Annotated in this window: 22 protein-coding genes; 12 read left to right on the forward strand and 10 right to left on the reverse strand. The window is 65.6% G+C overall.

The genetic code is table 11. The features are described 5' to 3' along the window. Position 1 precedes the first annotated feature (1 nt). A complete protein-coding gene (locus J2T07_RS13015; protein ID WP_306850509.1) occupies positions 2-457 on the forward strand; it encodes a hypothetical protein in 456 nt (151 codons plus the stop codon). A 233-nt stretch (positions 458-690) separates the two neighbouring features. Next, positions 691-1,950, forward strand: a complete 1,260-nt coding sequence (locus J2T07_RS13020) for an MFS transporter (RefSeq protein WP_306850510.1) — start codon at positions 691-693, stop codon at positions 1,948-1,950. Here the strand turns inward: J2T07_RS13020 and J2T07_RS13025 are convergent. From J2T07_RS13025 to J2T07_RS13035, 3 genes are read right to left on the reverse strand one after another with little or no spacing between them, the layout of a single operon-like run. After that, positions 1,925-2,815 carry a LysR family transcriptional regulator gene (locus tag J2T07_RS13025; RefSeq protein ID WP_306850511.1) on the reverse strand — a complete coding sequence of 297 codons (891 nt, stop codon included), beginning with the start codon at positions 2,813-2,815 and terminating at the stop codon, positions 1,925-1,927. The genes J2T07_RS13020 and J2T07_RS13025 overlap by 26 nt on opposite strands. Before the next feature lie 4 nt (positions 2,816-2,819). Then, positions 2,820-3,686 carry an acyl-CoA thioesterase gene (locus J2T07_RS13030; protein ID WP_306850512.1) on the reverse strand — a complete coding sequence of 289 codons (867 nt, stop codon included), beginning with the start codon at positions 3,684-3,686 and terminating at the stop codon, positions 2,820-2,822. A 47-nt stretch (positions 3,687-3,733) separates the two neighbouring features. Beyond that, positions 3,734-4,288 (reverse strand): N-acetylmuramoyl-L-alanine amidase, encoded by a 555-nt coding sequence (locus J2T07_RS13035; RefSeq protein WP_306850513.1) that lies wholly within the window; start codon positions 4,286-4,288, stop codon positions 3,734-3,736. 45 nt (positions 4,289-4,333) lie between these two features. On the opposite strand from J2T07_RS13035, the gene J2T07_RS13040 reads away from it, so the two are divergent. From J2T07_RS13040 to J2T07_RS13050, 3 genes are all read left to right on the forward strand, one after another. Continuing rightward, on the forward strand, positions 4,334-4,852 hold the full coding sequence (locus J2T07_RS13040; RefSeq protein ID WP_306850514.1) for an alpha/beta hydrolase: 519 nt from the start codon (positions 4,334-4,336) through the stop codon (positions 4,850-4,852). Further along, positions 4,849-6,993: a bifunctional 23S rRNA (guanine(2069)-N(7))-methyltransferase RlmK/23S rRNA (guanine(2445)-N(2))-methyltransferase RlmL gene (gene rlmKL / locus J2T07_RS13045; protein WP_306850515.1), complete on the forward strand. Its 2,145-nt coding sequence runs from the start codon at positions 4,849-4,851 to the stop codon at positions 6,991-6,993. The genes J2T07_RS13040 and rlmKL overlap by 4 nt, the downstream gene beginning before the upstream one ends. 77 nt (positions 6,994-7,070) lie before the next feature. Further along, the gene (locus tag J2T07_RS13050; RefSeq protein WP_306850516.1) at positions 7,071-7,481 is read left to right on the forward strand and encodes a hypothetical protein; all 411 of its coding nucleotides are present in this window, start codon (positions 7,071-7,073) and stop codon (positions 7,479-7,481) included. Between the two features lie 60 nt (positions 7,482-7,541). Here J2T07_RS13050 and J2T07_RS13055 read toward each other — a convergent pair whose 3' ends face one another. Continuing rightward, a complete protein-coding gene (locus J2T07_RS13055) occupies positions 7,542-7,982 on the reverse strand; it encodes a DUF6491 family protein (RefSeq protein ID WP_306850517.1) in 441 nt (146 codons plus the stop codon). 182 nt (positions 7,983-8,164) lie between these two features. Here J2T07_RS13055 and egtB point away from each other — a divergent pair, with 182 nt between their 5' ends. Beyond that, on the forward strand, positions 8,165-9,433 hold the full coding sequence (egtB, locus tag J2T07_RS13060) for an ergothioneine biosynthesis protein EgtB (RefSeq protein WP_306850518.1): 1,269 nt from the start codon (positions 8,165-8,167) through the stop codon (positions 9,431-9,433). Further along, positions 9,430-10,413: an L-histidine N(alpha)-methyltransferase gene (egtD, locus tag J2T07_RS13065; RefSeq protein ID WP_306850519.1), complete on the forward strand. Its 984-nt coding sequence runs from the start codon at positions 9,430-9,432 to the stop codon at positions 10,411-10,413. The genes egtB and egtD overlap by 4 nt, the downstream gene beginning before the upstream one ends. Positions 10,414-10,565: 152 nt before the next feature. On the opposite strand, the gene mfd is transcribed toward egtD, so the two are convergent. From mfd to J2T07_RS13090, 5 genes are all read right to left on the reverse strand, one after another. Next, positions 10,566-14,015, reverse strand: coding sequence for a transcription-repair coupling factor (mfd, locus tag J2T07_RS13070; protein WP_306850520.1), 3,450 nt, complete (start codon positions 14,013-14,015; stop codon positions 10,566-10,568). An 80-nt stretch (positions 14,016-14,095) separates the two neighbouring features. After that, entirely contained in the window at positions 14,096-15,004 is a 909-nt protein-coding gene (locus J2T07_RS13075; protein WP_306850521.1) for a cation diffusion facilitator family transporter, read from the reverse strand. Positions 15,005-15,040: 36 nt separating this feature from the next. Then, positions 15,041-15,550 (reverse strand): Slp family lipoprotein, encoded by a 510-nt coding sequence (locus J2T07_RS13080; RefSeq protein WP_306850522.1) that lies wholly within the window; start codon positions 15,548-15,550, stop codon positions 15,041-15,043. A 28-nt stretch (positions 15,551-15,578) separates the two neighbouring features. Continuing rightward, the gene (locus tag J2T07_RS13085; RefSeq protein WP_306850523.1) at positions 15,579-16,481 is read right to left on the reverse strand and encodes a 23S rRNA (adenine(2030)-N(6))-methyltransferase RlmJ; all 903 of its coding nucleotides are present in this window, start codon (positions 16,479-16,481) and stop codon (positions 15,579-15,581) included. A gap of 168 nt (positions 16,482-16,649) precedes the next feature. Then, positions 16,650-17,285, reverse strand: a complete 636-nt coding sequence (locus J2T07_RS13090; RefSeq protein WP_306850524.1) for an NAD(P)-dependent oxidoreductase — start codon at positions 17,283-17,285, stop codon at positions 16,650-16,652. A 114-nt stretch (positions 17,286-17,399) separates the two neighbouring features. Between J2T07_RS13090 and J2T07_RS13095 the strand changes: the two genes are divergently transcribed. Next, the gene (locus J2T07_RS13095) at positions 17,400-18,302 is read left to right on the forward strand and encodes a LysR family transcriptional regulator (protein ID WP_306850525.1); all 903 of its coding nucleotides are present in this window, start codon (positions 17,400-17,402) and stop codon (positions 18,300-18,302) included. A gap of 8 nt (positions 18,303-18,310) precedes the next feature. Here the strand turns inward: J2T07_RS13095 and J2T07_RS13100 are convergent, their stop codons facing one another. Continuing rightward, positions 18,311-18,844 (reverse strand): DUF6630 family protein, encoded by a 534-nt coding sequence (locus J2T07_RS13100; protein WP_306850526.1) that lies wholly within the window; start codon positions 18,842-18,844, stop codon positions 18,311-18,313. 436 nt (positions 18,845-19,280) lie between these two features. Between J2T07_RS13100 and J2T07_RS13105 the strand changes: the two genes are divergently transcribed. The 4 genes from J2T07_RS13105 to J2T07_RS13120 all read left to right on the forward strand — a co-directional run bounded on the left by J2T07_RS13105 (position 19,281) and on the right by J2T07_RS13120 (position 24,774). Continuing rightward, complete coding sequence (locus J2T07_RS13105) at positions 19,281-21,668, forward strand: TonB-dependent receptor plug domain-containing protein (RefSeq protein WP_306850527.1); 2,388 nt, start codon at positions 19,281-19,283, stop codon at positions 21,666-21,668. A gap of 250 nt (positions 21,669-21,918) precedes the next feature. Further along, complete coding sequence (locus tag J2T07_RS13110; RefSeq protein WP_306850528.1) at positions 21,919-22,338, forward strand: hypothetical protein; 420 nt, start codon at positions 21,919-21,921, stop codon at positions 22,336-22,338. A 133-nt stretch (positions 22,339-22,471) separates the two neighbouring features. Then, complete coding sequence (gene tviB / locus J2T07_RS13115) at positions 22,472-23,749, forward strand: Vi polysaccharide biosynthesis UDP-N-acetylglucosamine C-6 dehydrogenase TviB (RefSeq protein ID WP_306850529.1); 1,278 nt, start codon at positions 22,472-22,474, stop codon at positions 23,747-23,749. Between the two features lie 14 nt (positions 23,750-23,763). After that, positions 23,764-24,774, forward strand: coding sequence for an NAD-dependent epimerase (locus J2T07_RS13120; RefSeq protein WP_306850530.1), 1,011 nt, complete (start codon positions 23,764-23,766; stop codon positions 24,772-24,774). The last annotated feature ends 91 nt before the right edge of the window (positions 24,775-24,865 follow it).

Genomic DNA, 24,865 nt, shown 5'->3' on the forward strand with positions numbered 1-24,865 from the left:
CATGAAAACCGTCGTTCTCGCCTTGCTGCTTGGCCTGCCCGCGATCGCGGCCGCCACACCTCCGCCCGGCACCCACGGCCAGCCCGCGCCGGCCCCCGACCCGATGAAGCGCTTCGTCTGGCGCGACGAGGCGGCGGGGTACACCTTCGTCGCACCACCGCGCTGGGCTGGCAAGGTGCGAGCCGTGCCGCTGGAGTCGGCGGAACTGGCGCAGTCGGGTGCGACCAGTGGCGTCTGCTTCATGGCGGGATCGAAAACCCTGCTGGTCTTGCTCGCCACGGACGAGAGTCGGATGCAGGCGTTGACCGCAGCGGGAGGTTCCGAGTTATCGCGGCACGGCGAGCGCGTGGTGGCGGTCAAGATGGTGGAGGATGGGGGCGAACTGGCGTTGACGAACGAGGAACTCGCGTCGGCGGTGCAGTGGGATGGCGGGGCGAGCGGAAGCATCGCTCGCTGACCCACTTCCCTTGCTGGCCTGGTTCAGTGACAGCCGCTCTTGTGGGAGCCGACGTGTCGGCGATGGGTGCTCTCCGAAACCTCGCCCGCTGCCGCGGGATCGCCGACAAGGTCGGCTCCCACCAGGGTGCCGGATTTCGATAGGCTGCCGCCCGATCTAGTCATACTTAAAACATATCGAATCGGAGCTTTCGCTGTATCGATTCGACTCAATTCAGGGATTAGCCTTTTCGTATGGCTCATTCCCTGGAGGTTCCCGTGGACGGCTCATCGTCCGTCGCGCCAGCGGTGCTCGTGGATCGACGCATTCGTCATGGCACACCGGCTTTTCGGCGCACCAATCTGGCTTTGTTTTCCTCGGGCTTCGCGACATTCGGGCTGCTCTACTGCGTGCAACCCCTGATGCCCGCGTTCTCCCGCGCCTTCAACGTGGACGCGGCCGCCAGCAGCCTGTCGCTCTCGCTTACCACTGGTGTCATGGCCGTGGGCATGCTGTTCGCCGGTGCGATGTCGGATGCATGGGGGCGCAAGCCCATCATGCTGGTGTCGCTGTTGGGCTCGTCGATACTCGTGCTGTTGACCGCGATGGCGCCGAACTGGACATCGCTGCTGGTGTTGCGCGCGATGCTCGGTCTCACGTTGGCAGGCCTCCCCGCCGTGGCGATGACCTACCTGAGCGAAGAAGTCCACGGCGAATCGATCGGTTATGCGATGGGCCTCTATATCGGCGGCAACGCCATCGGCGGCATGAGCGGGCGCATCCTCTCCGGATTGGCGGCGGATCATGCGTCGTGGCGCGTGGCTGTCGGCATGATCGGTGTCCTGGGCCTGGTCGCGGCGTTCCTCGTGGCGCGTGGATTGCCGCCTTCGCTGCATTTCCAGAAGCGTCGCGCCCATCCGCGCGCGCTGGCGGAGGCGTTCGGTACGTTATGGCATGACAAGGGTTTGCCGTGGCTGTTCGCGGAAGGCTTCCTGCTGATGGGTGCCTTCGTCACCATCTACAACTACGTGGGCTACCGCTTGCTCGCACCGCCATTCTCGCTCTCTCAGTCCCATGTGGGGGCGATCTTCATGGTCTATCTGGTCGGCGTCATTGGTTCGGCGTGGATCGGTTCGATCGCGGGAAAACTCGGCCGCCGCCGTGTGCTCTGGTCCACCTTGGTGATGATGCTGGCCGGTGTGGTGTTGACGGCGAGCGGGTCGCTCTGGGCCATCGTGGCCGGTATCGCCGTGATGACCTTCGGTTTCTTCGGCGGGCATTCCATCGCGAGCAGCTGGGTCGGCAATCGCGCGCCTTCGGCCAAGGCGCATGCCTCGTCCTTCTACCTGTTCTCGTACTACATGGGCTCCAGCATCGCCGGCTCGCTGGGTGGCATCGCGTGGACTCACGCCGGTTGGAGCGGTGTCGCGGGTTATGTCGCGGCACTTGTATTGCTTGGCCTCGGCATCGCGCTGAAGCTGCGCAGGCTCACGCCTTTAGCATCAGTTCCATAAAGGCTTTTACTAGTGGCGACGCGTCGTCGCGGCGGTGCGCGAGGTGCAGGGCGCTCGCCGCGTCGGGCGAGTCGATGGTGACGTAGGCCACGCCATCCACTTGCACGTGGCGCATCGATTCCGGCAACACCGCCACGCCCATGCCCGCGGCGACCAGGCCGATCATGGTCGACGATTCCCCGGCCTCCTGCGAGATGCGCGGCGAGAAGCCCGCGTTGCGGCACATCGTCAACAGCTGGTCGTGGATGCCGGTGCCCGCCGCGCGGGTGAATACGATGAAGTTCTCGTCGGAGAGTTCTTCCATGTGCAACTTCGCACGCGTGCGCCGTGCCAGTGGATGGTCGGCGCGAATCACGGCGACCAGCGGATCGTCCACCAGCTTGCGTGCAACGAGGGGCGCGGGAAGCACGGCGCCCCGAATCAGCCCCAGCTGCTGGCGATCGCCGAGCAGGCATTCGATCTGCTGAAGCGTGTTGCGTTCCTGCAGTACCAGCCGTACCGACGGATAGGTGTCGCGGAACGCGCGGATCGCCCGTGGAAAACGCTCGATCAGCGGCGTGCTGCGGGTGAAGCCCACATGTAATTCGCCGATCTCGCCGCGTTCGGCGCGGCGCGCCATGTCTCCGGCATCGTCCACGCGCGCGACGATGTCTTTCGCGGCGTCGAGGTAAGCCCTTCCTGCGTCGGTGAGTTCGACGCGCCGGTTGGTCCGGCGTAGAAGGCGCACGCCGAGCGTGCTTTCCAGGTCCTGGATCTGCTGGCTGAGCGGTGGTTGGGAGATGCCCAGTCGCTCGGCGGCGCGGCTGAAATGGAGCTCGTCGGCAACGGCGATGAAATAGCGCAGGTGCCGTAGCTCGATGTTCACGTCATCAATCCGGTCGGACGCGGATCAGGCCTTCCTGTGCGGTGGATGCCACGAGGATGCCGTCGCGGGTGTAGATCATGCCGCGCGCAAGGCCACGCGCACCCTGCGAGGTCGGGCTGTCGAAGGAGTACAGCAGCCATTCGTCGATGCGGAATGGACGGTGGAACCACAGCGCGTGGTCCAGGCTGGCCATCTGCATGTTGCGGGTGAGATAGGAAATGCCGTGCGGCAGGGTCGCCGTGCCGATCAGGTGGAAGTCCGATGCGTAGGCGAGCAGCGCCTGGTGCAACGACAAGGTGTCGTCGATCGGCGCGGTGAGACGGAACCAGATGTGCTGGTAGGGCGGCCGCTTGGCCGGGCGCAATTCGTCGCGTGGCCAGACATGGCGGAACTCGAAAGGCCCGTCGATGCCCAGCCAGCGCTGGGTCTTCTCCGGCAGGCGGCCCAACTGTTCGAGCGACATGGCCGGCATTGGCTCGACGTCCTCTGGCGCGGGGACTTCCGGCATCGACATCTGGTGTTCGTATCCTTCTTCCGGTTCCTGGAACGAAATGGAACCGTTGAGGATCGGCTGGCCGTGCTGGATCGCGACGACGCGGCGCGATGAAAACGAGCCTCCGTCACGCGTGCGTTCCACGCTGTAGACGATCGGTGCGTTGATGTCGCCGGCGCGCAGGAAATAGGCATGCAGGGAATGCGCCTCGCGCTTCGGGTCCACCGTGCGTTGCGCGGCTGACAGCGCCTGGCCGAGCACCTGGCCGCCGAAGACGAAGCGGGTGCCGATGTCGCGACTCTGGCCACGGAAGAGGTTGTCCTCCAGGCGTTCGAGTTCGATCAGCTCGACGAGTTCGCCGACATGGTTGTCCGACATGGGGATCCTGGTAAGCGGTGGCGCGATGGGCGGCCAGTATAACGGGGCTAGCCGGCCAGCCGGCCCAATCGTCCCGCGTCGTACGCCCTGGCCCAGGGGAACTGCGGACCCGGGTCTCGCTTGCGTGGCACCTCGTTCTCGGGGTCGTCACTGGCGGGCACCAGGGCCGTGTCGAGGTCCTCGTGGCCGGCGATGTGGCGCAGCGAGGGGAAGCGCTCCACGAGGTGGTCGAGCAGGGCGCGCAAGGCAGCTATCTGGCGTTCCGGGTAGGGCTCGGTCATGGTCTGCCGCGCGGAGTGGAACCAGTCGGGGTAGCGGCCGGTGTTCACCAACTCGATGCCGATCGATCGCGGGTTGTAGCCGCGGGTGTGGTGGGCCACGCGCAGGGGGTCCACGTAGCAAAGCACCGAGCCGTCGCGGTCGATGTAGTAATGGCCGCTGTTGCCCGCGCCGGAGTCGTGGAGCACGCGTTCGCCGTACTCGCGGGCCATGGCCAGGTCGGGCAGTTCCGTGCAGTGGATCACCACGAGGTCGATGGACCCGGGTTCCCGCTGGGGGAGGACGGACTCGTAGGGCAGGGGGGCGTGAAGGATGTCGATCATGCCGCTTTGATAACATAGGCGGTCATTCCGCGTACGGAGACCGCCATGCGCGGCCACATCATCCTTTCCCACGGTTCCGATTCCGGTCCCGACGCCACCAAGGTCAGCGCGCTCGCCACCCTGGCCGAAACGCTCGGCTGGACGACGGCGCGGCCCGATTACCGTGAGGACGACGTACTCGGCCATGCGGGTTCGGTCGATCCCCGCCTCGCCCGGTTGGCCGCCGCCATCGCCGCTTCGCCGCAGCCCCCGGTGCTGGTCGGTTCGAGCATGGGCGCCTTCGTTTCCGGCCTGGCCTCGTTGGAGGCACCGATCGCCGGACTGTTCCTGCTTGCCTTGCCAGCGCGCATCCCCGGTTATCCCCGGGCGTTCGCCGCCCGGCCGGGTGTGTCCTCGTTCCTCGTGCATGGCTATGCGGACGATGTATGCCCGCTCGACGAGGCGCTCGCCTTCGCCCGCGGCCACGCCATGCCCGCCCTGCTGGTCCACGACGACCATCGCCTGGGCGCGACGCTACCGGACATCGAAGCTGAATTTCGCCGCTTCCTGGGCGGGCTGGCATGAGCGCCTTCTTCGCCACCTGTCCGAAAGGGCTGGAATACCTGCTCAAGGACGAACTCATCGCCCTGGGCGCCGGCGACGTGCGCGAGGCGCTGGCCGGTGTGTCGTTCACCGGCACCATCGAGACGGCCTACCGCGCCTGCCTCTGGTCGCGCATGGCTAGCCGGGTGCTGCTGCCGCTGGCCGAATTCGACGCCGCCGACCCGGAGGCGCTTTACGCCGGTGTGCAGGCCATCGACTGGGCCGAACATCTCGCCCCGCATGGGACATTGGCGGTCGATGCCAATACCGCGCAGAGCAAGCTCACGCATAGCCAGTTCATCGCACTGAAGACCAAGGACGCCATCGTCGACCAGTTCCGTGCCGCCAGCGGCGCGCGGCCCGACGTGGATCCGGAGGAACCGGACGTGCGCGTGAATGTGCGCCTGCGTCGTGACCGCGCCACGCTGTCCATCGACCTCTCCGGCCTGCCCCTGCATCGCCGTGGCTGGCGCGAGCAGCAGGGCGAGGCGCCGCTGAAGGAAAACCTCGCCTCGGCGATGCTGGTTCGTGGCCAGTGGCCGCGCATCTACGCCGAAGGTGGCGCGCTTGTCGACCCGATGTGCGGCTCGGGTACCTTGTTGATCGAAGGTGCACTGATGGCCGCCGACGTGGCGCCCGGGCTGCGCCGCGACTACTACGGCTTCCTGGGCTGGCGGAAACACGACTACACCCTGTGGCGCGGCATCTACGACGAGGCCAAGGCGCGCGCCGAAGAAGGCCTGCGGGCGCTGCGCCCCGTGTTCTTCGGCAGCGACTCGGACCCGCACATGGTGCAGACCGCCAAGCGCAATGCGCAGAGCGCGGGTGTCGCGGGATTCATCCACCTGGACCGTCGCGACGCCGCCCACGTGGAGCCGCCGCCGGAAACGCCGCTGGGCCTGGTCATCACCAATCCTCCCTACGGTGAGCGCCTGGGCGATCGCGCCGAACTGCCCGCGCTTTACCGCGACCTGGGCCAGGCGCTGAAGGATCGCTTCGGTGGCTGGCGCGCCGCCGTGTTGTCCGGGGACGAGGAACTGGGCCGCGCATTGCGCCTGAGCCCGGACAAGCGTTACGCCTTGTTCAACGGTGCGCTGGAGACCCCGCTGCTGACGTTCTCCCTGCGCGCCCGGGACGAGGCGCCGCGCGAGGCGAAGCCTTTGTCCGAAGGCGCGCAGATGCTGAAGAACCGGCTGGAGAAGAACGTCCGCCACCTGCGCAAGCGCCTGGCCCGCGAGGGCATCACCTGCTGGCGCGCCTACGACCAGGACCTTCCCGAATACGCGGCGGCCATCGACGTCTACGAGAACTGGCTGCACATCCAGGAATACAAGGCGCCACAGGATGTACCCGTGGACGTCGCACGCCTGCGCATGCGCGAGATCGTGCGCGTGGCGGGCGAGGTCCTGGCCATCCCCCGGGAGCGCATCGCGGTGAAGACGCGCGAGCGTGGCAAGGGGGGCTCCAAGTACGGCCAGTTCGACCAGAAGGGCGAGTTCGTCGAGGTCCATGAAGGAGGCCTGTCCTTCCTGATCAACCCGACCGACTACCTCGATACGGGCCTGTTCCTCGATCATCGTTTGGTCCGGGCGAAGATCCGTGAACTCGCAGCCGGCAAGCATTTCCTGAACCTGTTCGCCTACACGGGCACCGCCAGCGTCTATGCCGCCGCCGGTGACGCCCGCGACACCACCACGGTCGATCTCTCGGGTACCTACCTGGACTGGGCCTCGCGCAACCTGGCCCTGAACGGCTTCACCGGGAACCGGCACCGCCTGGTCCAGGAGGATTCGCTGACCTTCCTGCAGAGCCGTTCGATGCAATACGGCTTGATCTACGTGGATCCGCCGACCTTCTCCAATTCCAAGAAGGCCGACGACTTCGACGTCCAGCGCGACCACGTGAAGCTGCTGCTGCTATGCGCCGAGCGGCTGTTGCCCGATGGGGTCATTGTTTTTTCGAACAATTATCGCCGCTTCCAGCTTGACCGGGCGGCCCTGGAACCCCATTTCTCCATCGAAGACTGGAGCGCACCGAGCATTCCGTTCGACTTCGCCCGGCGTCACGACATCCATGGCTGCTGGCTGCTCCGGAAGCCGTTCGTGAATCCGTGGCAAACGTGAACGGCGGGTCGAAAAAACTTCAGTCCGGATTCAGTGCCGGAGCGCGAATCTGCGTCCAACACCCGGAGGTAACTGTCATGAAAGGTACGTTCGTCAAGTCGGCTCTCGCCATCGCCGCTGCGGGTCTGATGGCTTTCGCGCCGAGCGCGTTTGCCCGCGGGCACGGCTACTACGGCGGCGGCTACCATGGCGGTTACGGCTATCACGGTGGCTATGGCTACCATGGTGGCGGTTATTATGGCCGTGGCCACTACGACAGCGCAGGCCGCTGGATCGCCGGTGCCATTGTGGCCGGTGCGGTCGTCGGCCTGGTCGCCAACGCCACGGCGCCGCGTACGGTCGTTTACGATCGTCCGGTCTACTACAGCCGCCCGGCCACGGTCGTCTACGAAGACGCTCCGGTCGTCACCCGCCGGGTCACCACCACGACGACCTACGTCGATGACGGCTACGGCGGCACGCGCTACATCCGCGACGACGGTTATTGATCGACTTCGCGGATCCTGGTCCCGACACAAAGAGCCCGGCCATTGGCCGGGCTCTTTTGTTTACGGCACCATGCCGTTCGGCTCCGCTCCTGAGCCATGTCGCTTGGCCTTCTTCGCGAGCTTGTCGAACTCGGTCTTGTCGATCGTCTGCACGGACTGAATCTGGCACGGGGGATCGTCGCGGCGGACGATCTGCTCGTTGATGCCGCCGCAGATGCGCATGGAACCGACGGCCTTGTCGCTCTCCGAGGCGCGGAAGTGGATGCCGCCGCCAAGATCCATGCGCGGGCAGGCCACGGTCGTCTTGACCAGGAAGTGGTTGGGCCCGTTGCGCACGGTGATGGTGTGGTCGTCGATCACGTTCCATTCGTTGATGCGGTCGGTGCGCAGGCAGTCGGCGAAAGGCAGTTCCTTCCGCGCCTGCGGAGGCGCACCGGAGCCTTCGGCGTGGACGCTGGCGGTGACGAGCAGGGAGGCGGCGAGCAGGTAGCGGAGGTTCATGGCCATACCCTCGGAGTGGGACTTCCACGTTAAGCCCGAACGGGCGTGGAGGCGAGAGTTTATGCGGGATCGATGCACCTGCCGTTAAGCCGCCGGCAGGGTCCGCTCACATTCGTTGAACGTTTGCTCGGGCATCGTTCGCGAATGTCAGTGGCGACCGTCCCTTGCACAGGAACCCATGCATGAGCACGCCCACGCTCGGCCTCGATATTGCCCCCGAGGCCGGCTCGGACCTCGCCCATCGCTTCCTCAGGATTCGGCGGCGCAGCACGGAATTGGCGGCGCCGCTTTCGCCGGAAGACACCGTCATACAGTCCATGCCCGACGCCAGCCCGGCCAAGTGGCACCTGGCCCATACGACCTGGTTCTTCGAACATTTCGTGCTGGGCCGCGACGCGGATTACGAACCGCGCCATCCCGAATGGCATTACCTGTTCAATTCCTACTACCAGTCGGTGGGGCCGATGCATGCCCGGCCCCATCGCGGCATGTTGACCCGGCCGGGCCTCGACGAGGTGCTGGCGTACCGGGGCCGCGTCGACGAGGCGGTCGCGGAGCGCATCGTGCGCGGCGACGACGCCATGCTGCCTTCGTTGATCGAACTGGGTGTTCAGCACGAACAGCAGCATCAGGAGCTGCTGCTTACCGATATCAAGCACGCGTTCGCCCAGAACCCGTTGGAACCTGCATATGCACCGGAGATCGCGCATGCGGTTCCCGTCGTCGCGCAGCCGTTGCGCCATGTTCCCTTCGACGAAGGCGTGGTGAAGATCGGTCATGAAGGGACCGGCTTCGCCTTCGATAACGAAGGGCCGCGGCACCGCGCGTATCGGCAGGCGGGGGCGATCGCCAATCGACCCGTGACCAATGCCGAATACATGGCTTTCGTGCGTGACGGCGGATATCGCGATCCGCTGCTCTGGCTTTCCGATGGCTGGGCGAGGGTGCAGGAGGAACACTGGTTCCGGCCTTTGTACTGGGACGATGCCCTCGAGACCGAATTCACCTTGCACGGCCGCCGCGAGATCGATCCTCATGCGCCCGTATGCCATCTGAGTTACTTCGAGGCCGACGCATTCGCGCGCTGGGCCGGCGCTCGTCTGCCCACGGAAGTGGAGTGGGAAACGATGGCGTCGGAACTTCCCGTGCGTGGGAACCTTCAGGACAACGGTGTGTTCCAACCCCGTGCCACATCGTTCGAGACGACGCTCGGACAGATGTACGGTGACGTTTGGGAATGGACGATGAGCCCCTATGTCAGTTACCCGGGCTTCCGGCCGCTGGCTGGCGCACTGGGCGAATACAACGGGAAGTTCATGAATGGCCAATGGGTGTTACGAGGCGGATCCTGCGCCACTCCCGCTGACCATATTCGTGCGACGTACCGAAATTTCTTTCCTCCCCACGCCCGTTGGCAGTTCGCGGGGATACGACTTGGAAACGATCGATGAGCGCTCAACCGAAAGACATCCGCGTCGATGACCGTCATCCGGATGTCGAGGATACCCTCGAGACCGTTCGCCGCGGCCTTGCCGCGAAACCGAAACGACTTCCCTCGCGCCTGTTCTACGACGAGCGCGGCTCCGCGTTGTTCGAAGCCATCTGCGAGCAACCCGAGTATTACCTCACCCGTACCGAGATCGCGATCATGCGCGAGCATGCGGGTGACATCGCGGACACCCTGGGCCCCGACGTCCGCCTGGTGGAATACGGCAGCGGCAGCGGCATCAAGACGCGCATGCTGCTCGAACACCTGCGCGCCCCGGTGGCCTACGTGCCAGTGGAAATCTCCCGCACCGCCTTGATGGAAAGCGTGGCCGACCTGGCGACACGTTTTCCAAGCGTACCGATGCAGCCAGTCTGCGCCGATTTCACCCAACCGTTGCGTCTTCCCGTCGCAACGCGCTCGCCCCGTCGTACGGCGATCTATTTCCCCGGTTCCACCATCGGCAATTTCGAAACCAAGGACGCCGTCCGCATCTTGCGCCAGATGCGCGCGGAGATGAGCGATGGCGGTGGCATCATCGTCGGCGTGGATCTGAAGAAGGACGCCGCCGAGATCGAGGCGGCGTACAACGATGCCGCAGGCGTCACCCGCGACTTTACGTTGAACATGCTGGTGCGGTTGAACCGCGAGATCGGTGCTGACTTCGACATCGACGGCTTCCGGCATCGTGCGCGCTATAACGCGATGGCCGGTCGCATCGAGACCGACCTGGTGAGCACGAAGCGCCAGGACGTGCACGTGGGCCACGATACCTTCGCCTTCCGCGAAGACGAGGCGATGCACGTGGAGTACAGCTGCAAGTATTCACTGGACGATTTCGCCCAGATGGCGCACAAGGCGGGACTGTCGGTGGAAAAAGTGTGGATGGACGAGGCGCGCCGCTTCAGCGTGCAGTACCTGGTGCGGGCCACGCCGGTCGCTTGAGGCCGGATTGAATCGCCGACAGGGTCGGCTCCCACCAGCGTGCGTCGGCCTGCCTGGTGGGAGCCGACCTTGTCGGCGATGCCCTTAGCTCGGTGGGGTCCGACCTTGTCAACGATGCTCTTAGCTTGGTGGGAGCCGACCTGGTCGGCGACTCAGCCTGGCCGCGGCGCTCCCAGCGCCACCAGTACGTCCTGCGCCGTGCGGATGCGCTCCGCCGATCCGGGAAGCTCCAGGATCACGCGCAGCTTGTCCTGGCCATCCATCTTGAACACCCTGGGCTGCTGCTGGATCAACCTGATCAGGGCCATCGGGTCGATGTCCGGCTTCTCGCGGAAGGTGACGCGGCCGCCGTTGGCACCGAAGTCGAGTTTGCGAATACCCAGCGGTGTCGCCATCAGCTTCAGTTGGGCCACCGCGAACAGGCACTTCGTCTGATCGGGCAACAAGCCGAAACGATCGATCATCTCCACCTGCAACTCGCGCAGGCCGTCATCGTTCCGCGCGCTGGCGATGCGCTTGTACAGCGTCAGGCGCGTGTGTACGTCGGGAAGGTAGTCCTCCGGGATCAGCGCAGGCAGATGTAGTTCCACCTCGGTCTCGTGCTCGGAGGTGAGGTCGAAGTCCGGTACCTTGCCGGACTTCAACGCGCGCACCGCGCGGTCGAGCAGTTCGGTATACAGGCCGAAGCCGATTTCCTGGATCTGCCCCGACTGTTCCTCGCCGAGCATCTCGCCGGCGCCGCGGATCTCGAGATCGTGCGTGGCCAGTGTGAAGCCTGCGCCCAGTTCCTCCAGCGAGGCCAGGGCCTCGAGGCGTTTCTCGGCGTCAGCCGTCATCGAGCGGCGGTCGGGCACGATGAGATAGGCGTAGGCGCGGTGGTGCGAGCGACCCACGCGGCCACGCAACTGGTGCAGCTGGGCGAGGCCGAAGCGGTCGGCACGGTTCACGACGATCGTATTGGCCGTGGGGATGTCGATGCCCGATTCGATGATGGTGGTGGACACCAGCACGTTGAACCGCTGGCGGTGGAAATCGGCCATCACCTGTTCCAGTTCGCGTTCGGGCATCTGGCCGTGCGCGACGCGGATGCGTGCTTCGGGAACGAGCTCGGCCAGCTCACGTGCCGTGCGCTCGATGGACTCCACTTCGTTATGCAGGAAATACACCTGGCCGCCACGGGCCAGCTCGCGCTGGATCGCCTCGCGGACGAGCGCCGGCTGGTAGGTGGAGATCAGCGTGCGCACGGCGGTGCGATGCGCGGGAGGCGTGGCGATGATGGAAAGGTCGCGCAAGCCGCTCATCGCCATGTTCAAGGTGCGCGGGATCGGCGTGGCGGTGAGTGTGAGCAGGTCGACTTCGGCGCGCAGTTTCTTCAGCTGTTCCTTCTGGCGCACGCCGAAGCGCTGTTCTTCGTCGACGATGACGAGCCCGAGGTTCTTGAAACGGATATCGGGCTGGAGCAGCTTGTGCGTGCCGACCATCACGTCCACCTGGCCATCCGCCAGGCGTTCGAGGGCGAGATCCACTTCCTTCTTCGACTTGAAGCGTGAAAGCACGTCCACACGCACGGGCCAGTCGGCGAAGCGGTCGGCGAAGTTGCGATAGTGCTGCTGGGCGAGGAGGGTGGTGGGAACCAGCACGGCCACCTGCTTGCCCGCGGTCGCGGCCGCGAACGCGGCACGCAACGCCACTTCCGTCTTGCCGAAGCCGACGTCGCCGCAGACGACGCGATCCATGGCACGCGGCGCGGCGAGATCGGTGATGACGGCGTCGATCGCCGCCTGCTGGTCGGCGGTTTCCTCGAACGGGAAGGTCGCCGCGAATTCCTCGATCATCTGCCGGTCGACCGACAGGGATTCGCCCTGGCGGGCCTCGCGCTGTGCATAGATCGCCAGCAACTCCGCCGCCACGTCGCGCACCTTCTCGGCGGCGCGCTTCCGTGCACGCTCCCAGGCGTCGCCACCGAGCGAGTGCAGCGGTGCCAGTTCCGGCGCCGTGCCCGTGTAGCGGCTGACCAGGCCCAACTGGGCCACGGGGACGTAGAGCTTGTCACCCTTGGCGTATTCGATGGTCAGGAATTCGCCGGGCATGTCGCCGACATCGAGCGAGACAAGCCCCTGGTAGCGGCCCACGCCATGGTCGATGTGCACGATGGGCGAGCCGATCGACAGCTCGGTGAGATCCTTGATGATGCTTTCGGGATCGCGTGCCGCCCCGGCGCGTCGCTTGCGGTCCGTGCGGACGCGTTCGCCGAACAACTCGCGCTCGGTGAGCACCGTGAGCGTCGGCTTGGCCAGCGCAAAACCCTGTTCCAGCGAGGCGGCGGTGATCGCCAGCGATTCGCCGCGCGCAAGGAAGTCCTTCCAGCCGTCCACGTTCACCGGCTTCAAGCCCGCGCCGGCCAATTGTTCGATCAGTGCTTCGCGGCGACCCGCCGAATCGGCGGCGATGAGGACGCGGCCGGGATAGCTGGCGAGGAAATGGCGCAACGCCGTGCCCGGTTCCTCGCCCTTGCGGTTCAACGGTACCTCGGGGGCCGGTAGCGTGCCCAGGTCCACGGCATGCTCGTGATCCTTCGAGACCACGTCCACGCGAACCTGCTTGTTCAAGCGCTCGCGCAGTTGCTCCGGCGGCAGGTAGATCTCGCTCGGCGGCAGTACCGGACGCTCGATGTCATGCGCGCGCTGGTCGTAACGCTCGGTGGTCTGCGTCCAGAACTGCTCGGCCGATTCCAACGCGCCTTCGCCCAGCACGAACATCGCGTCGCCGGCGATGTAGTCGAACAGGGTCTCGGTAGCCGGGAAGAACAGGGGCAGGTAATACTCGATGCCGCCGGGTGTCACCCCTTCCTTCATGTCCTGGTACAGCGGGCAGCGCCGGATGTCGATCGGGAAGCGCCCGCGCAGGTTGCTGCGGAAGTTCTTCGCCGCGTCCTCGGTCAAGGGGAATTCGCGGGCGGGCAGCAGGTCCACGCCCTCCACCTGGTGCTGCGAGCGCTGGGTCTCGGTGTCGAAGGTGCGAATCGACTCCACTTCATCGTCGAACAGTTCCACACGATAGGGCTCGCTCGCGCCCATGGCGTAGATGTCGATCAGCGCCCCGCGCACGGCGAAATCGCCCGGTTCGCTCACCTGTGGCACGTTCCGGTAGCCCGCGGCTTCGAGGCGGCGCTGCTCGGCGATGAGATCGAGTTTCTGCCCCTTGCGCAGCACCAGCCCGGAGCCGGTGATGTGGGTGCGAGGCGCGATCCGCTGCATCAGCGTGGCGACGGGCACCACGAGCACGCCGCGCCGCGTGCTGGGCAACCGGTACAGGGTGGCGATGCGCTGCGACACCACTTCCGGATGCGGGCTGAAGACGTCGTAGGGCAGGGTCTCCCAATCCGGGAAGTGCAACACCGGCAATTCGCCGGCGAACACGGCCAGTTCGCTTTCGAGGTTGTCGGCGCTGCGGGTGTCGCGCGCCACCACGACCAGCAGGCCGTCATGGGCGCGGGCCGCCTCGGCGATCTCGAGTGCCCAGGACGAACCGTGGGGGACGGCCCAGTAACGGCGGGTCTTGGCGTTGACGGGGAGCGGGGGGCGAGGGAGCGCTACGGGCATGGAGTCGGGCAGGAGCCTTGCGGACAAGCCGTCGATTGTACTACCTGCCCGTGAAGGCGCTTTGTGCGGCGACCCTGGGTTCAGTCGGCGTAGTCGGGCTCGAAGAAGCTCCAGCGAACGTCCTTGAACTCGGCCTTGAAGTCGGCTTCGACGATGTTGATCGCCTCGATCATGGCCCGGGCGGTCGGCGCGGCGGCCATTTTCGCCTTGATCGCCACCATGACGTCGGTGCCCATCTGCAGGGTGAGCACGTTATAGACGATGTCGATCTCGGGGCGGGCCTCAAGGAAGGCGACCATCGCGGCGCGCTGTTTCGGCTCCACGCCCTGGCCGATAAGCAAGGCCTTCACCTCGATGGCGACCGCCACCGCGACCACGATCAGCAGGACGCCGATGGCGATCGTGCCGAGCGCGTCGAAGAGCAGGTTGCCCGTGACCATGGTGAGCACGACCGCGAGCAGGGCCAGGCACAGGCCGATCAGCGCGGCCAGGTCCTCGCCGAAGATCACCAGCAATTCGCTGGCGCGGGTCTCGCGGAACCATTGCCATATCGAACGGCCTTCACGGGCCTTGTTCACTTCCTGCATGCAGCCATGCATGGAAACGCCTTCGGTAACGATGGAGAAAGCCAGCACGCCAACGGCCAGCCAGGCCCATTTCAGGGGTTCCGGATGGGTCAGTTTATGCACGCCCTCGTAGATCGAGAACATGCCGCCCACGCTGAAGAGCAGGATCGCCACGAGGAACGACCAGAAATACAGGGCGCGGCCCCAGCCGAGCGGATAGTCCGGCGAGGGCGGCCGCTTCGCCTGGCGCATGCCGAGGAGCAGCAGGCCCTGGTTGCCGCAGTCGGCCAGCGAATGCACGGCCTCGGCGAGCATGGCGCCGGAGCCGGTGAAGATCGCCGCGACCAGCTTGGCGATGAAGATGGCGAAATTGGCTCCGAGCGCGAGGAAGATCGCGCGCTTCGAATCGGCGTGTCCCGACATGTGATCCCCTGTCCCGCGGTGATTAACCGCAAGATATTACCGTATGACGCCAACGCCCACGCCGAAACTCACGTTGGGATGACCACCGGACATTTCCTTGGCGGTCCACACGTGCGACTGGTTCACGGAGACCAGCGGAAACGTGTATTGGGCCTGGCCCACGTTGCCGGTGCGGGTGCCGTTGAGGCGGCCTGCGATGGTCACCAGCGATCCGGCGGGATAGTCGAGGCTTTCGACATAGCCGGGCATGGCCGCGATGAAGCGGCCGTTGCCGGTGTCGTTGGCTTTCGGGCGTTGCGAACCGTCGAGCGGGTAGGCGAGGACTTCGATTTCGCTGTGGTCGGCGAAGTTGCGCACGTTGACGATGCGGCCGCCCCAGATCACGTCGGCGCTGCCGTAACGCTCCGGCTCGCGCGCGACCTGTGCCGGTGGCACGGCGACATTGCTCGCGGTGGGCTTGTAGATCGGCGCGGGGGCGCAGCCTGCAAGGGCGAGGGTCAGCAGCAGGGCGGCAGGGACGGCGAGACGGACGATGGTCGGGCGCATGGGTCGGCTCCTGGCGTGTACGACGACTTTACCGCCTTCGGACTGAATGAGGCGACTGCAGGCCGTGGGCGGGGGTTTCATCTTTGCCTTCCTCGACCAGCCAGGTCAGCCGGTATTCGGATTCGCCCGGCGTGCCGAGCAGCTTGGGCAGCACGCGCAATGAATCGCGCAGGGTTTCATCGAGTTTCCACGGCGCGTTCACGATGGCCACGCCCGTGCCGTTGAGGCGCAACGGGGAGTCGTCCGGGCGAAGCAACACTTCGGCGACCAGCACACGCTTCGCACCGCTCTTGCCGAGCCAGCGGTGGAAGGGTTGCACCTGGCTGCGCAGCTTGATCGGGTACCAGATGGCATAGATGCCACCGGGCCATTTCTCCATCGCCGCCTTGAGCGATTTCTCGATGATCCGGAACTCCATCTCCTGCGACTCGAAGGGCGGATCGATGAGGACGAGCCCGCGTTTCTCCTTCGGCGGCACGAAAGCCTTCATGGCTTCGTAGCCGTCGCGCTGGTGCACGTGCACGCGTGGATCGTGATGGAAAAGCTGGCGCAGCTGATCCGATTCGCCGCTCTGCAGTTCGCACAATTGGGCGGAATCGCCCTCGCGCATCAGGTGCGCGGCGATCCATGGCGAGCCGGGGTAGTAGCGCATCGATTCGTCGCCGGCATTGCAGGCGCGAACCACGTCCAGCCATTTCCACAGCAGCGGCGGCAGGCCGCTGGCGGTCTTCAGGATGCCGAAGCCTTCGTCGGACTCCGCGGTTTTCCGCGCCTCGGCGCCGCGCAGGTCGTAGCGGCCGCGGCCAGCGTGGGTATCGATGTAGCAGAAGGGGGAACTCTTCTGCTTCAGCGAGTCGATCAGGGCCACGAGCACCATGTGCTTGAGGACATCGGCAAAATTGCCGGCATGGAAGGCGTGGCGGTAGTTCATCCTCGGGAGTATAGCGGTCGCTATCGTGGCCCGCTGCCGCGAGATCGCCGACAAGGTCGGCTCCCACAAGGAGCCGTCGCCCCTTGGTCCGGAGCAGACGGCTTGGTGGGAGCCGACCTTGTCGGCGATGGGGCCGCATCCGTGCGCATGCCGCGGAACTTGTGGTCCTCAGTACGCGAAGGTCACCCGCTTCTTCGCCGCATCCCCTTTTTCCAGGCGATCGAGCACGCCGATGGCGAAATCGGCGGTCGAAATCCGGCTGTTCCCTTCGGCATCCACCAGCAACTGGTCGGCGCCCATGCGGTAGGAGCCCGTGCGCTCACCCGGCGCGATCACCGCCGCCGGACTGACATAGGTCCAGTCGATATCGGCCTTGCTGGCGCGGAACACCGCCAGCGCTTCGATCTGTGCGTTCGCCGAAGGCTTCCACTCCGCGGGGAAATGGGCATCGTCGATCACACGGACCCCGGGAGCGACCTCCAGGCTTCCGGCACCGCCAACCCAGGCGAAGCGGCGCACACCCGCCGAAGACAACGCATCCAGCAGGCCTGCGGCCTGTTTCGGCACGTTGGCTGGTTCGGCGTGGTCGTTGAGGCTGGCGATGGCGGCGTCGGCTCCGGGAAGGAAGGCCGCGAACGAGGTGGGGCTGGAGACATCGCCCTGGACGACGGTCAGGGCGGCATGCCGCGTGGCGACCCGTGTGGGATCGCGGACGATGGCGGTCACCGCGTGACCGCGGGCCAGGGCTTCGTCGAGGATGACCTTGCCAATGTTGCCGGTGGCGCCGAACAGGACGATCTTCATGGGGGGCTTCCGTAGGAGGGGATGGAAGTAGCATGCACCCACCACCGTTCACGAGATACGCGTAATCGATGGATTCATCGTAAAGTATGACTTTACGATAGAGCCGGAGCCGGCATGGCCGACGTCAACCTCAACCGCCTCGGGGTCTTCGTGACGCTCGTCCGGGCGGGCTCGTTCACCGCGGCCGCCCAGCAGCTGGGCAGCACCAAGGCGATGGTGAGCCAGCATCTGGCGAAGCTGGAAGAAGAGCTCGGCGTGCAGCTGGTGGTGCGCAGCACCCGGCGGATGTCGCTGACCGATGCCGGCGAGCGATTCCACGAGGACTGCGCCCGTGTGCTCGCCGATGCGGAGGCGGCCATCGCACAACTGGGCGAATGCCGCGACACGCCGATGGGCAGCCTTCGTGTCGCCGCCGCCGGAGACCACGGTCCCTCCATCGTGGCGCCCGCTCTGGCCGACTTCGCAGCGAGGTTTCCGCAGGTCAAGGTGGAACTGGTGACCAGCGACAGCGTCGTCGACCTCATCGCGGAGCGTTTCGACCTGTCGATCCGGATCGGCTGGTTGCGCGACTCCAGCCTGCGGGCCGCGAAGCTGGCGAGCTTTCGCCAGTGCCTCGTCGCCTCGCCGGCCTACGTCGCGAAACATGGCGCGCCACGGGTACCCGAAGACCTCGCCGCGCATGCATGGATCGCGCTTACCGTGCTTTCTTCGCCCACGCGCTGGACCTTCTTCAGCGCGGGCGACGAGGCGGAACACACCGTACAGACGCGCACCGTGGCCAGCGCCAACAGCACGCTGGGCGTGCACGCCTTCGTCGCGGCGGGCCTTGGCGTATCGGTGCTTCCGGATTATCTCGTCGACGAGGACATCTCGGCCGGCAGGCTCGTGGCCTTGCTGCCCCGCTTTCGTCTTCCGGAAGGCGGCGTGTACGCGGTCTATCCGGGCAAGCAACCCCCGGTGAAAGTGCGTGCCTTCATCGACCTGCTGAAGGAAAGGCTGGCAGGCTCATCCGGATAGCCGAAAAGTCAGGTGACCTGGCTGCCGAGACGAAGGTTGATGCCCAGTTGCGTCGCTACCAGGCGCATCTGCTCGTCGTCACGCGAGCTGGTGATCCAGCCGGCGTAGACGTCGTCGTCCGCTTCGCGCGACCACAACGTGTAGCCGTGCTGGTTCAGCTGGTCGAAGGCACGCGAGAAGATTTCCGCGCCGTCGATGTCTTCGTGGAATTCGTCGTCGTCCGGATCGCCATCCCAGTCGATGTCGATGTTCCAGCGGCTTGCCAGCTCCTTGATCGCATCCACCAGCGCGCGCGTATCGTCGGCGTCCACTTCGAAGCCCGAGCGCCAGTCCGTCACCCGGCCGACGATGCGTACAGGGTCCTCGTCGCCTTCTTCCTCGACTTCATCACGATAGGCGGAGAACTGCTGCATCGCACCGTCCTCGTCGCCTGGGTTGATGAGCAGGAGCAGGTGCCAGACCTGGGATTCGGTGGAGTCGTCGCCGTCCTCCGCGTCGTCAGGGTCGTGCTCGTTCTCGAAATCGTCGTCGTACGAAGTCATGGGCGGTGCCGCTCGATGGGGAGGGCGACAGTATCGCCCATCCGGCGTGACGGAGGATTGGACGTCCGAACGGGTGGTTGACAAACGTACGATGCGATGCAACAAATATCGTTCGCGATATCCCGCCAAGGCGATCCAGTCCCCAGTGAACGCACATCAGCAGCGCCTGACCACCATCCCGACGATCCTCGCGGCCGCGCCGCGATGTCCGGCGATGCGTGCGCGCTGTTGTCGTTGTCGACTGGGCTGATCCGCACGCCTCGCCCCTAGCGCCACAGGCGCTGGCGCGTTCCGCGGCCTGACCGCGGCTCCATCCACCCGCTTTTTCGGCCGTCGCTGGCCCGGCATGCCTTGCGCATCGCCGTGCCGCGGCCGCCCATGCTCATCCGGCGCCCGGCGGTGCCGGTATCGCTCATCGTCCAGGGGACAACCACCCATGCACTCGCTCGTCCATCGCCGTCGCCACACCTTGTTCCTCGCCCTGGCCGTTGTCTTCGGGGTCCCCGCGCTCCACGCCCAGGACGCCGCCCGCGCCAGCCAACTCGATACCGTGATCGTCACCGGCACGCGCAGTACCGAACGCACCGTGTCCAGTTCGCTGCAGCCGATCGATGTCATCACACCGCAGCAGCTGCAACAGACCGGCGCCACGCAGCTCGCGGCGGCACTGGCCCGGCTGGTTCCTTCGCTGAACTTTCCGCAGCCGACCACCATCAGCGGTGCCGAAGTGGCCCGCCCCGTGACGTTGCGTGGCCTCAGCCCGGACCAGGTGCTGGTCCTGATCGATGGCAAGCGCCAGCATACCGGCGCGTTCCTCAACCTCGGTGGCGCCATCGGCCGCGGTTCGAATCCCGTGGATCTCAACGCCATTCCCGTGTCCGCCATCGAGCGCATCGAAGTGCTGCGCGACGGCCAGTCCGCGCGCTACGGTTCGGACGCCATCGGTGGAGTGATCAACGTGATCCTCAAGAAGGCGGGGCAGGGTGGCCAGGTCACCGCGAAGTTCGGCGGTTACGACGCCGGCGACGGGCTGCAGCGCCAGCTCACCGCCGATACCGGTTTCAAACTGGGCGACAAGGGTTCGATCCATATCGCCATCGATACGCAGAACAACGATGGCACCAATCGCGCGGGCCGGGACCGCACCGCCGCCGCGGTGGGCAGCACGTATGGCCAGAAGGTGTACTGGCTGGGCGATCCGGCGGTGCAGTCGAACAAGGTGTCGCTGGTGGGACAATACGCCTTCAGCAAGGCGGTCGAGGTGTATGTCGAGGCGCTCTACCGACGCGACCGTGACGAGACCGCCAGCCTCTACCGCCATCGTGGCGACTCCACCAATGTCACAGCGATCTATCCGAACGGCTACCTTCCGATCAGTATCCCCATCGTCAACGACACCAGCATCACGGCGGGGATACGTGGCGCTCTGGGCGAGGGCTGGCACTACGATCTCTCGGCCACCCATGGTTCGAACGAGTACGAACAGCGCAGTCACGCGATCAACGCCGACTGGTACCAAGCCTTCGGCTACACCCCGTTCTTCATCCAGGGAGCCGACTACAAGACCGACCAGCAGACGGGCAACCTCGACATCGGCAAGGAATTTTCGCCTTCGTGGCTGCCCAACCCCGTGAGCGTGTCCTTCGGCCTGGAATACCTGCGGCAGGGTTACAAGGTCAGTCCGGGCGATGCTGTGTCGCAGTACGGTCCGAACGGCGGCATCACCGGCGACCTGCAGGGCAACTGGCAGCGGCACGACGTGTCGGAATACATCGATCTCGAGACGAACCTGACCGATCGCTTCGCGCTGTCGCTGGCGGGCCGCCATGAGCACTACAGCGATTTCGGGGGTACCACCTCGGGTTCACTGTCCGGACGCTTCGACTTCAATCCGAAGGTGGCGCTGCGCGGCAGCGTCGGTACGGGATTCCGCGCGCCAACGCTGGTCCAGCAGCATTACGCCGATATCTCCTCGCAGTTGCAGGACCTCGGGCAGGGCCAGGTACTCGTGCAGTCGGGCACGTTCCCTGTCGACGCGCAGGCGGCGAGCCTGCTCGGTGCCGAAAAACTCAAGCCGGAAAAATCCCGAAGCGCCACGCTGGGCCTCGTGCTGGAACCGCTCAACGGCTGGAACGTGAGCGTCGATGCTTACTGGATCAAGATCGCCAATCGCATCAACCTCTCGTCGAACATCCCGGTGAACACCCCCGCTGTGAACGCCTACCTCACGGACCATGGCGTGGACGCGAATTACCAGTCGATCCGCTATTTCACCAACGCGGTGGATACGCGCACGCGCGGTCTCGACCTCGTGAGCCAGTACGCTTTCGACTTCGCCAACGGCGATCGCCTCAACACCACCGTCGGCTGGGCATACAACGAGAACGAGGTGACCAAGGTCAAGCCGAATCCGGCGATCCTCGATGAGTTGGGCGTGGCCGTGCAGCGCGTGGAACGCCGCGAGCGGCTCGGCCTGCTCGGCGATACCAATCCTCGCACGAAGCTGGACGTGGGCCTGGACTACCTGCATGGCCGCTGGGCCGGGCACGCGAACGTGCAGCGCTACGGCGACTACACCGTGTACAGCAATAGCGGCACCGCGCTCGACCAGAACTTCGATCACCGCTGGACCCTCGACCTCTCGGCCGACTACGCCATCGACCAGTGGACCTTCTCGGCCGGAGCGGACAATGTGTTCAACGCGCGGCCCGAGCAGACCAAGTTCGCCAACTCCACCGGTGGCAATTTCAAGTACAGCCTATTCTCGCCGCTGAGCTGGAACGGCCGCTACTACTACGCCAGCGCGACCTACCGATGGAACTGATGGGCCTGCCGGGTGGTGGCTCTCGCGGCTTGGCTTGCGACCGGCGACGCGCATGGACGGCCGCTGGCGGGAGTTCGAGGCGCCGCCGGGGCTGACCGTAGCCATGGCTGACCCAGTGAAAGCCGCTTCCGCGGCGAATCAGGCCAAATCTGCCCAATTTTCTTATTGACCGGGGGCGGCAAACGCGTTCTTCTTGGTTTAGCCGTCCATTCGGCGCGGTCCGCGAGGGCCGGTATCAAGGGGGAAGCCTATGAACGCGGTAACTTTCGTTCGGGCGACGGGAGTCGCCCTCATTCTGGTATGTGCCGCCGGCAACGCGGCGGCCCGGTCGGACGAGACGCCGCCGGACACGATCTGCACCGTGCTGGGCACGGCAGACAGGTACGTGGGCACCACGGTCACGGTTCGCGGCGTGGCCGCCACCGAGGGCAAGGTGACCATGCTGTCCGACGCGCAGTGCAAGGGCGCGGTGAGCCTGAGCATGGATGACGGTTCCACTCGCAAGCGCGATGTCACGGCATTCCGGCGTACCGTGGCGGGCAAGGGTGTCCGTGCCGATGCGACGGTCTTCGGCCGTTTCAAGGCCACGGGCGACGCGAAGGCGCCTTACGCCATCGACGTGTACAGCGTCCGCGACGTGAACGAGCTTCCGGCGGCCGAGGGCGGCTGACCGGCAGCCCCGCCAGACGGTGGCCGTGGGCCGCCGTCTGGCGCCCCGTGTGCGCGATCCGCTAGGCTTCCATGCTTTAACGGCCCGCCGGCTCTCTGCCGCCGAGGCCGTGCACCTCCTCGATGGAAGCCCGATGCAGCAACTCGACACGGTAAAGATCGGCGTTATAGGGCTGGGCTACGTGGGGCTACCCCTGGCCGTTGAATTCGGCAAGCGCTACGCCACGCTGGGTTTCGACATCGACGCCTCGCGCGTGGCTGAACTGCGGGCTGGCACCGATCGCACGCTGGAGGTGGACGCGGCGGCGCTGACACGGGCCGGGCGGCTGTCCTATAGCGGCGACCTCGACGACCTGCGTGCGTGCAACGTGTTCATCGTGACCGTACCCACGCCGATCGACAGCGCGAAGCGGCCGGACCTCACGCCCCTGACCCGTGCGAGCGAAACGCTGGGCAAGGTGCTCAAGCAGGGCGACGTCGTGGTCTACGAGTCCACGGTCTATCCCGGTTGCACCGAGGAAGTTTGCGTGCCCATCCTCGAGCGTACCTCGGGCCTCGTCGTCAACGAGGATTTCTTCGTCGGCTACAGCCCCGAACGGATCAATCCCGGGGACAAGCAGCATCGGGTCAACACCATCCGCAAGGTCACCTCGGGCTCCACGCCCGAGGCGGCCGACTTCGTCGACTCGCTGTACGCGAGCATCATCGATGCGGGCACCTACAAGGCCAGCCGCATCAAGGTGGCCGAGGCGGCCAAGGTCATCGAGAACACGCAGCGCGATCTCAACATCGCCCTGGTCAACGATCTCGCCATCCTCTTCAACAAGCTCGGCATCGACACGCTCGAAGTACTCGAAGCGGCCGGCACGAAGTGGAATTTCCTCCCGTTCCGTCCCGGCCTGGTGGGTGGCCACTGCATCGGCGTCGATCCGTATTACCTGACGCACAAGGCGCAGGAAGTCGGTCACCATCCCGATGTGATCCTCGCCGGCCGTCGTACCAACGATGGCATGGGCCCCTATATCGCCGGCGAAGTGATCCGCCTGATGGTGTGCAAGGGCCTGAACCCGGTGGGTGCCCGCGTCCTCATGCTGGGCCTGGCCTTCAAGGAAAACTGTCCCGACCTGCGCAACACACGCGTGGTCGACATCATCGCCTCGCTGAAATCGTACAACGCCACGATCGACGTGCACGACCCCTGGGTGGACGCGGACGAAGCCGAGCGGACCTACGGCGTGCGGACCGTGTCCGAACCGCCGCACGGCGCCTACGACGCGATCGTCATCGCCGTCGCGCATCGGCAATTCCACGAGATGGCGGCGGCGGGTATCCGCGCCTTCGGCAAGCCCGGTGCCGTCATCTACGATGTGAAGTACGTGCTGCCACGCGACGCGGTGGACGGCCGGCTCTGAGTGGAGGACCGTCGATGAAGATACTCGTGACGGGCACGGCGGGCTTCATCGGCTCGCACGTGGCGATGCGCCTGTTGGCGCGGGGCGACGAGGTGGTCGGCGTGGACAACCTCAACGACTACTACGACGTGACGCTGAAGCAGGCACGCCTGGATCGTTTTCGTAACGATCCGCGCTACACGCACGTACATGCCGACATCGCCGATCGCGGCGCGATGGAGTCGTTGTTCGCGGAGCACCGCCCCCGGCGCGTGGTGCACCTCGCCGCGCAGGCCGGCGTGCGCTACGCGGCCGAGAACCCCCATGTGTACGTTTCGAGCAACGTGACCGGATTCCTGCACGTGCTCGAAGGCTGCCGCATGCATGCGGTGGAACACCTGGTATTCGCCTCCACCAGTTCGGTGTATGGCGCCAACCGGGCCATGCCTTTTTCGGAGCACCGTTCCGCCGAACATCCGCTGACGCTCTATGCGGCAACGAAGAAAGCCAACGAGCAGATGGCGCACAGCTACGCCCACCTGTATGGCACGCCGTGCACGGGCCTGCGCTTCTTCACCGTGTACGGGCCCTGGGGACGGCCGGACATGGCGCTGTTCCTGTTCACCCGGGCGATCCTGCGAGGCGAGCCGATCAAGGTGTTCAATCACGGGTGCCACCAGCGCAGCTTCACGTATGTCGACGACATCGTCGAAGGTGTGATCCGTTGTCTCGACCGCCCGCCTTCCGCCGATGTGGACTGGAACGCCATGTCGCCCGATCCTTCCTCCAGCGGCGTGGCGCCGTTCCGCCTGTTCAACATCGGCAACGAGCAGCCAGTGGAACTGCTTGCCTACATCGAGCGCATCGAGGAATGCCTTGGCCGCAAGGCCGTGATGGAACTCCTTCCCCTGCAGGCGGGCGACGTGCCGGATACGGCGGCCGACGTGAGCGATTTACGTGACGCCACGGGATACGTGCCGCAGGTGTCCGTGGAGGAAGGTGTCGCCCGCTTCGTACGCTGGTACCGGGAGTACCACGCCGTCTGACGGTCTTGTGCTTCGCAGCAAGATAGGAATCCTATCGTTAGAACGTGCGTACCCGGCTCGATTGGCGCATGTCCGATGCCGCAGAATCCCG

Source organism: Luteibacter jiangsuensis, from assembly GCF_030812295.1.
Lineage (GTDB): Bacteria > Pseudomonadota > Gammaproteobacteria > Xanthomonadales > Rhodanobacteraceae > Luteibacter > Luteibacter jiangsuensis_A.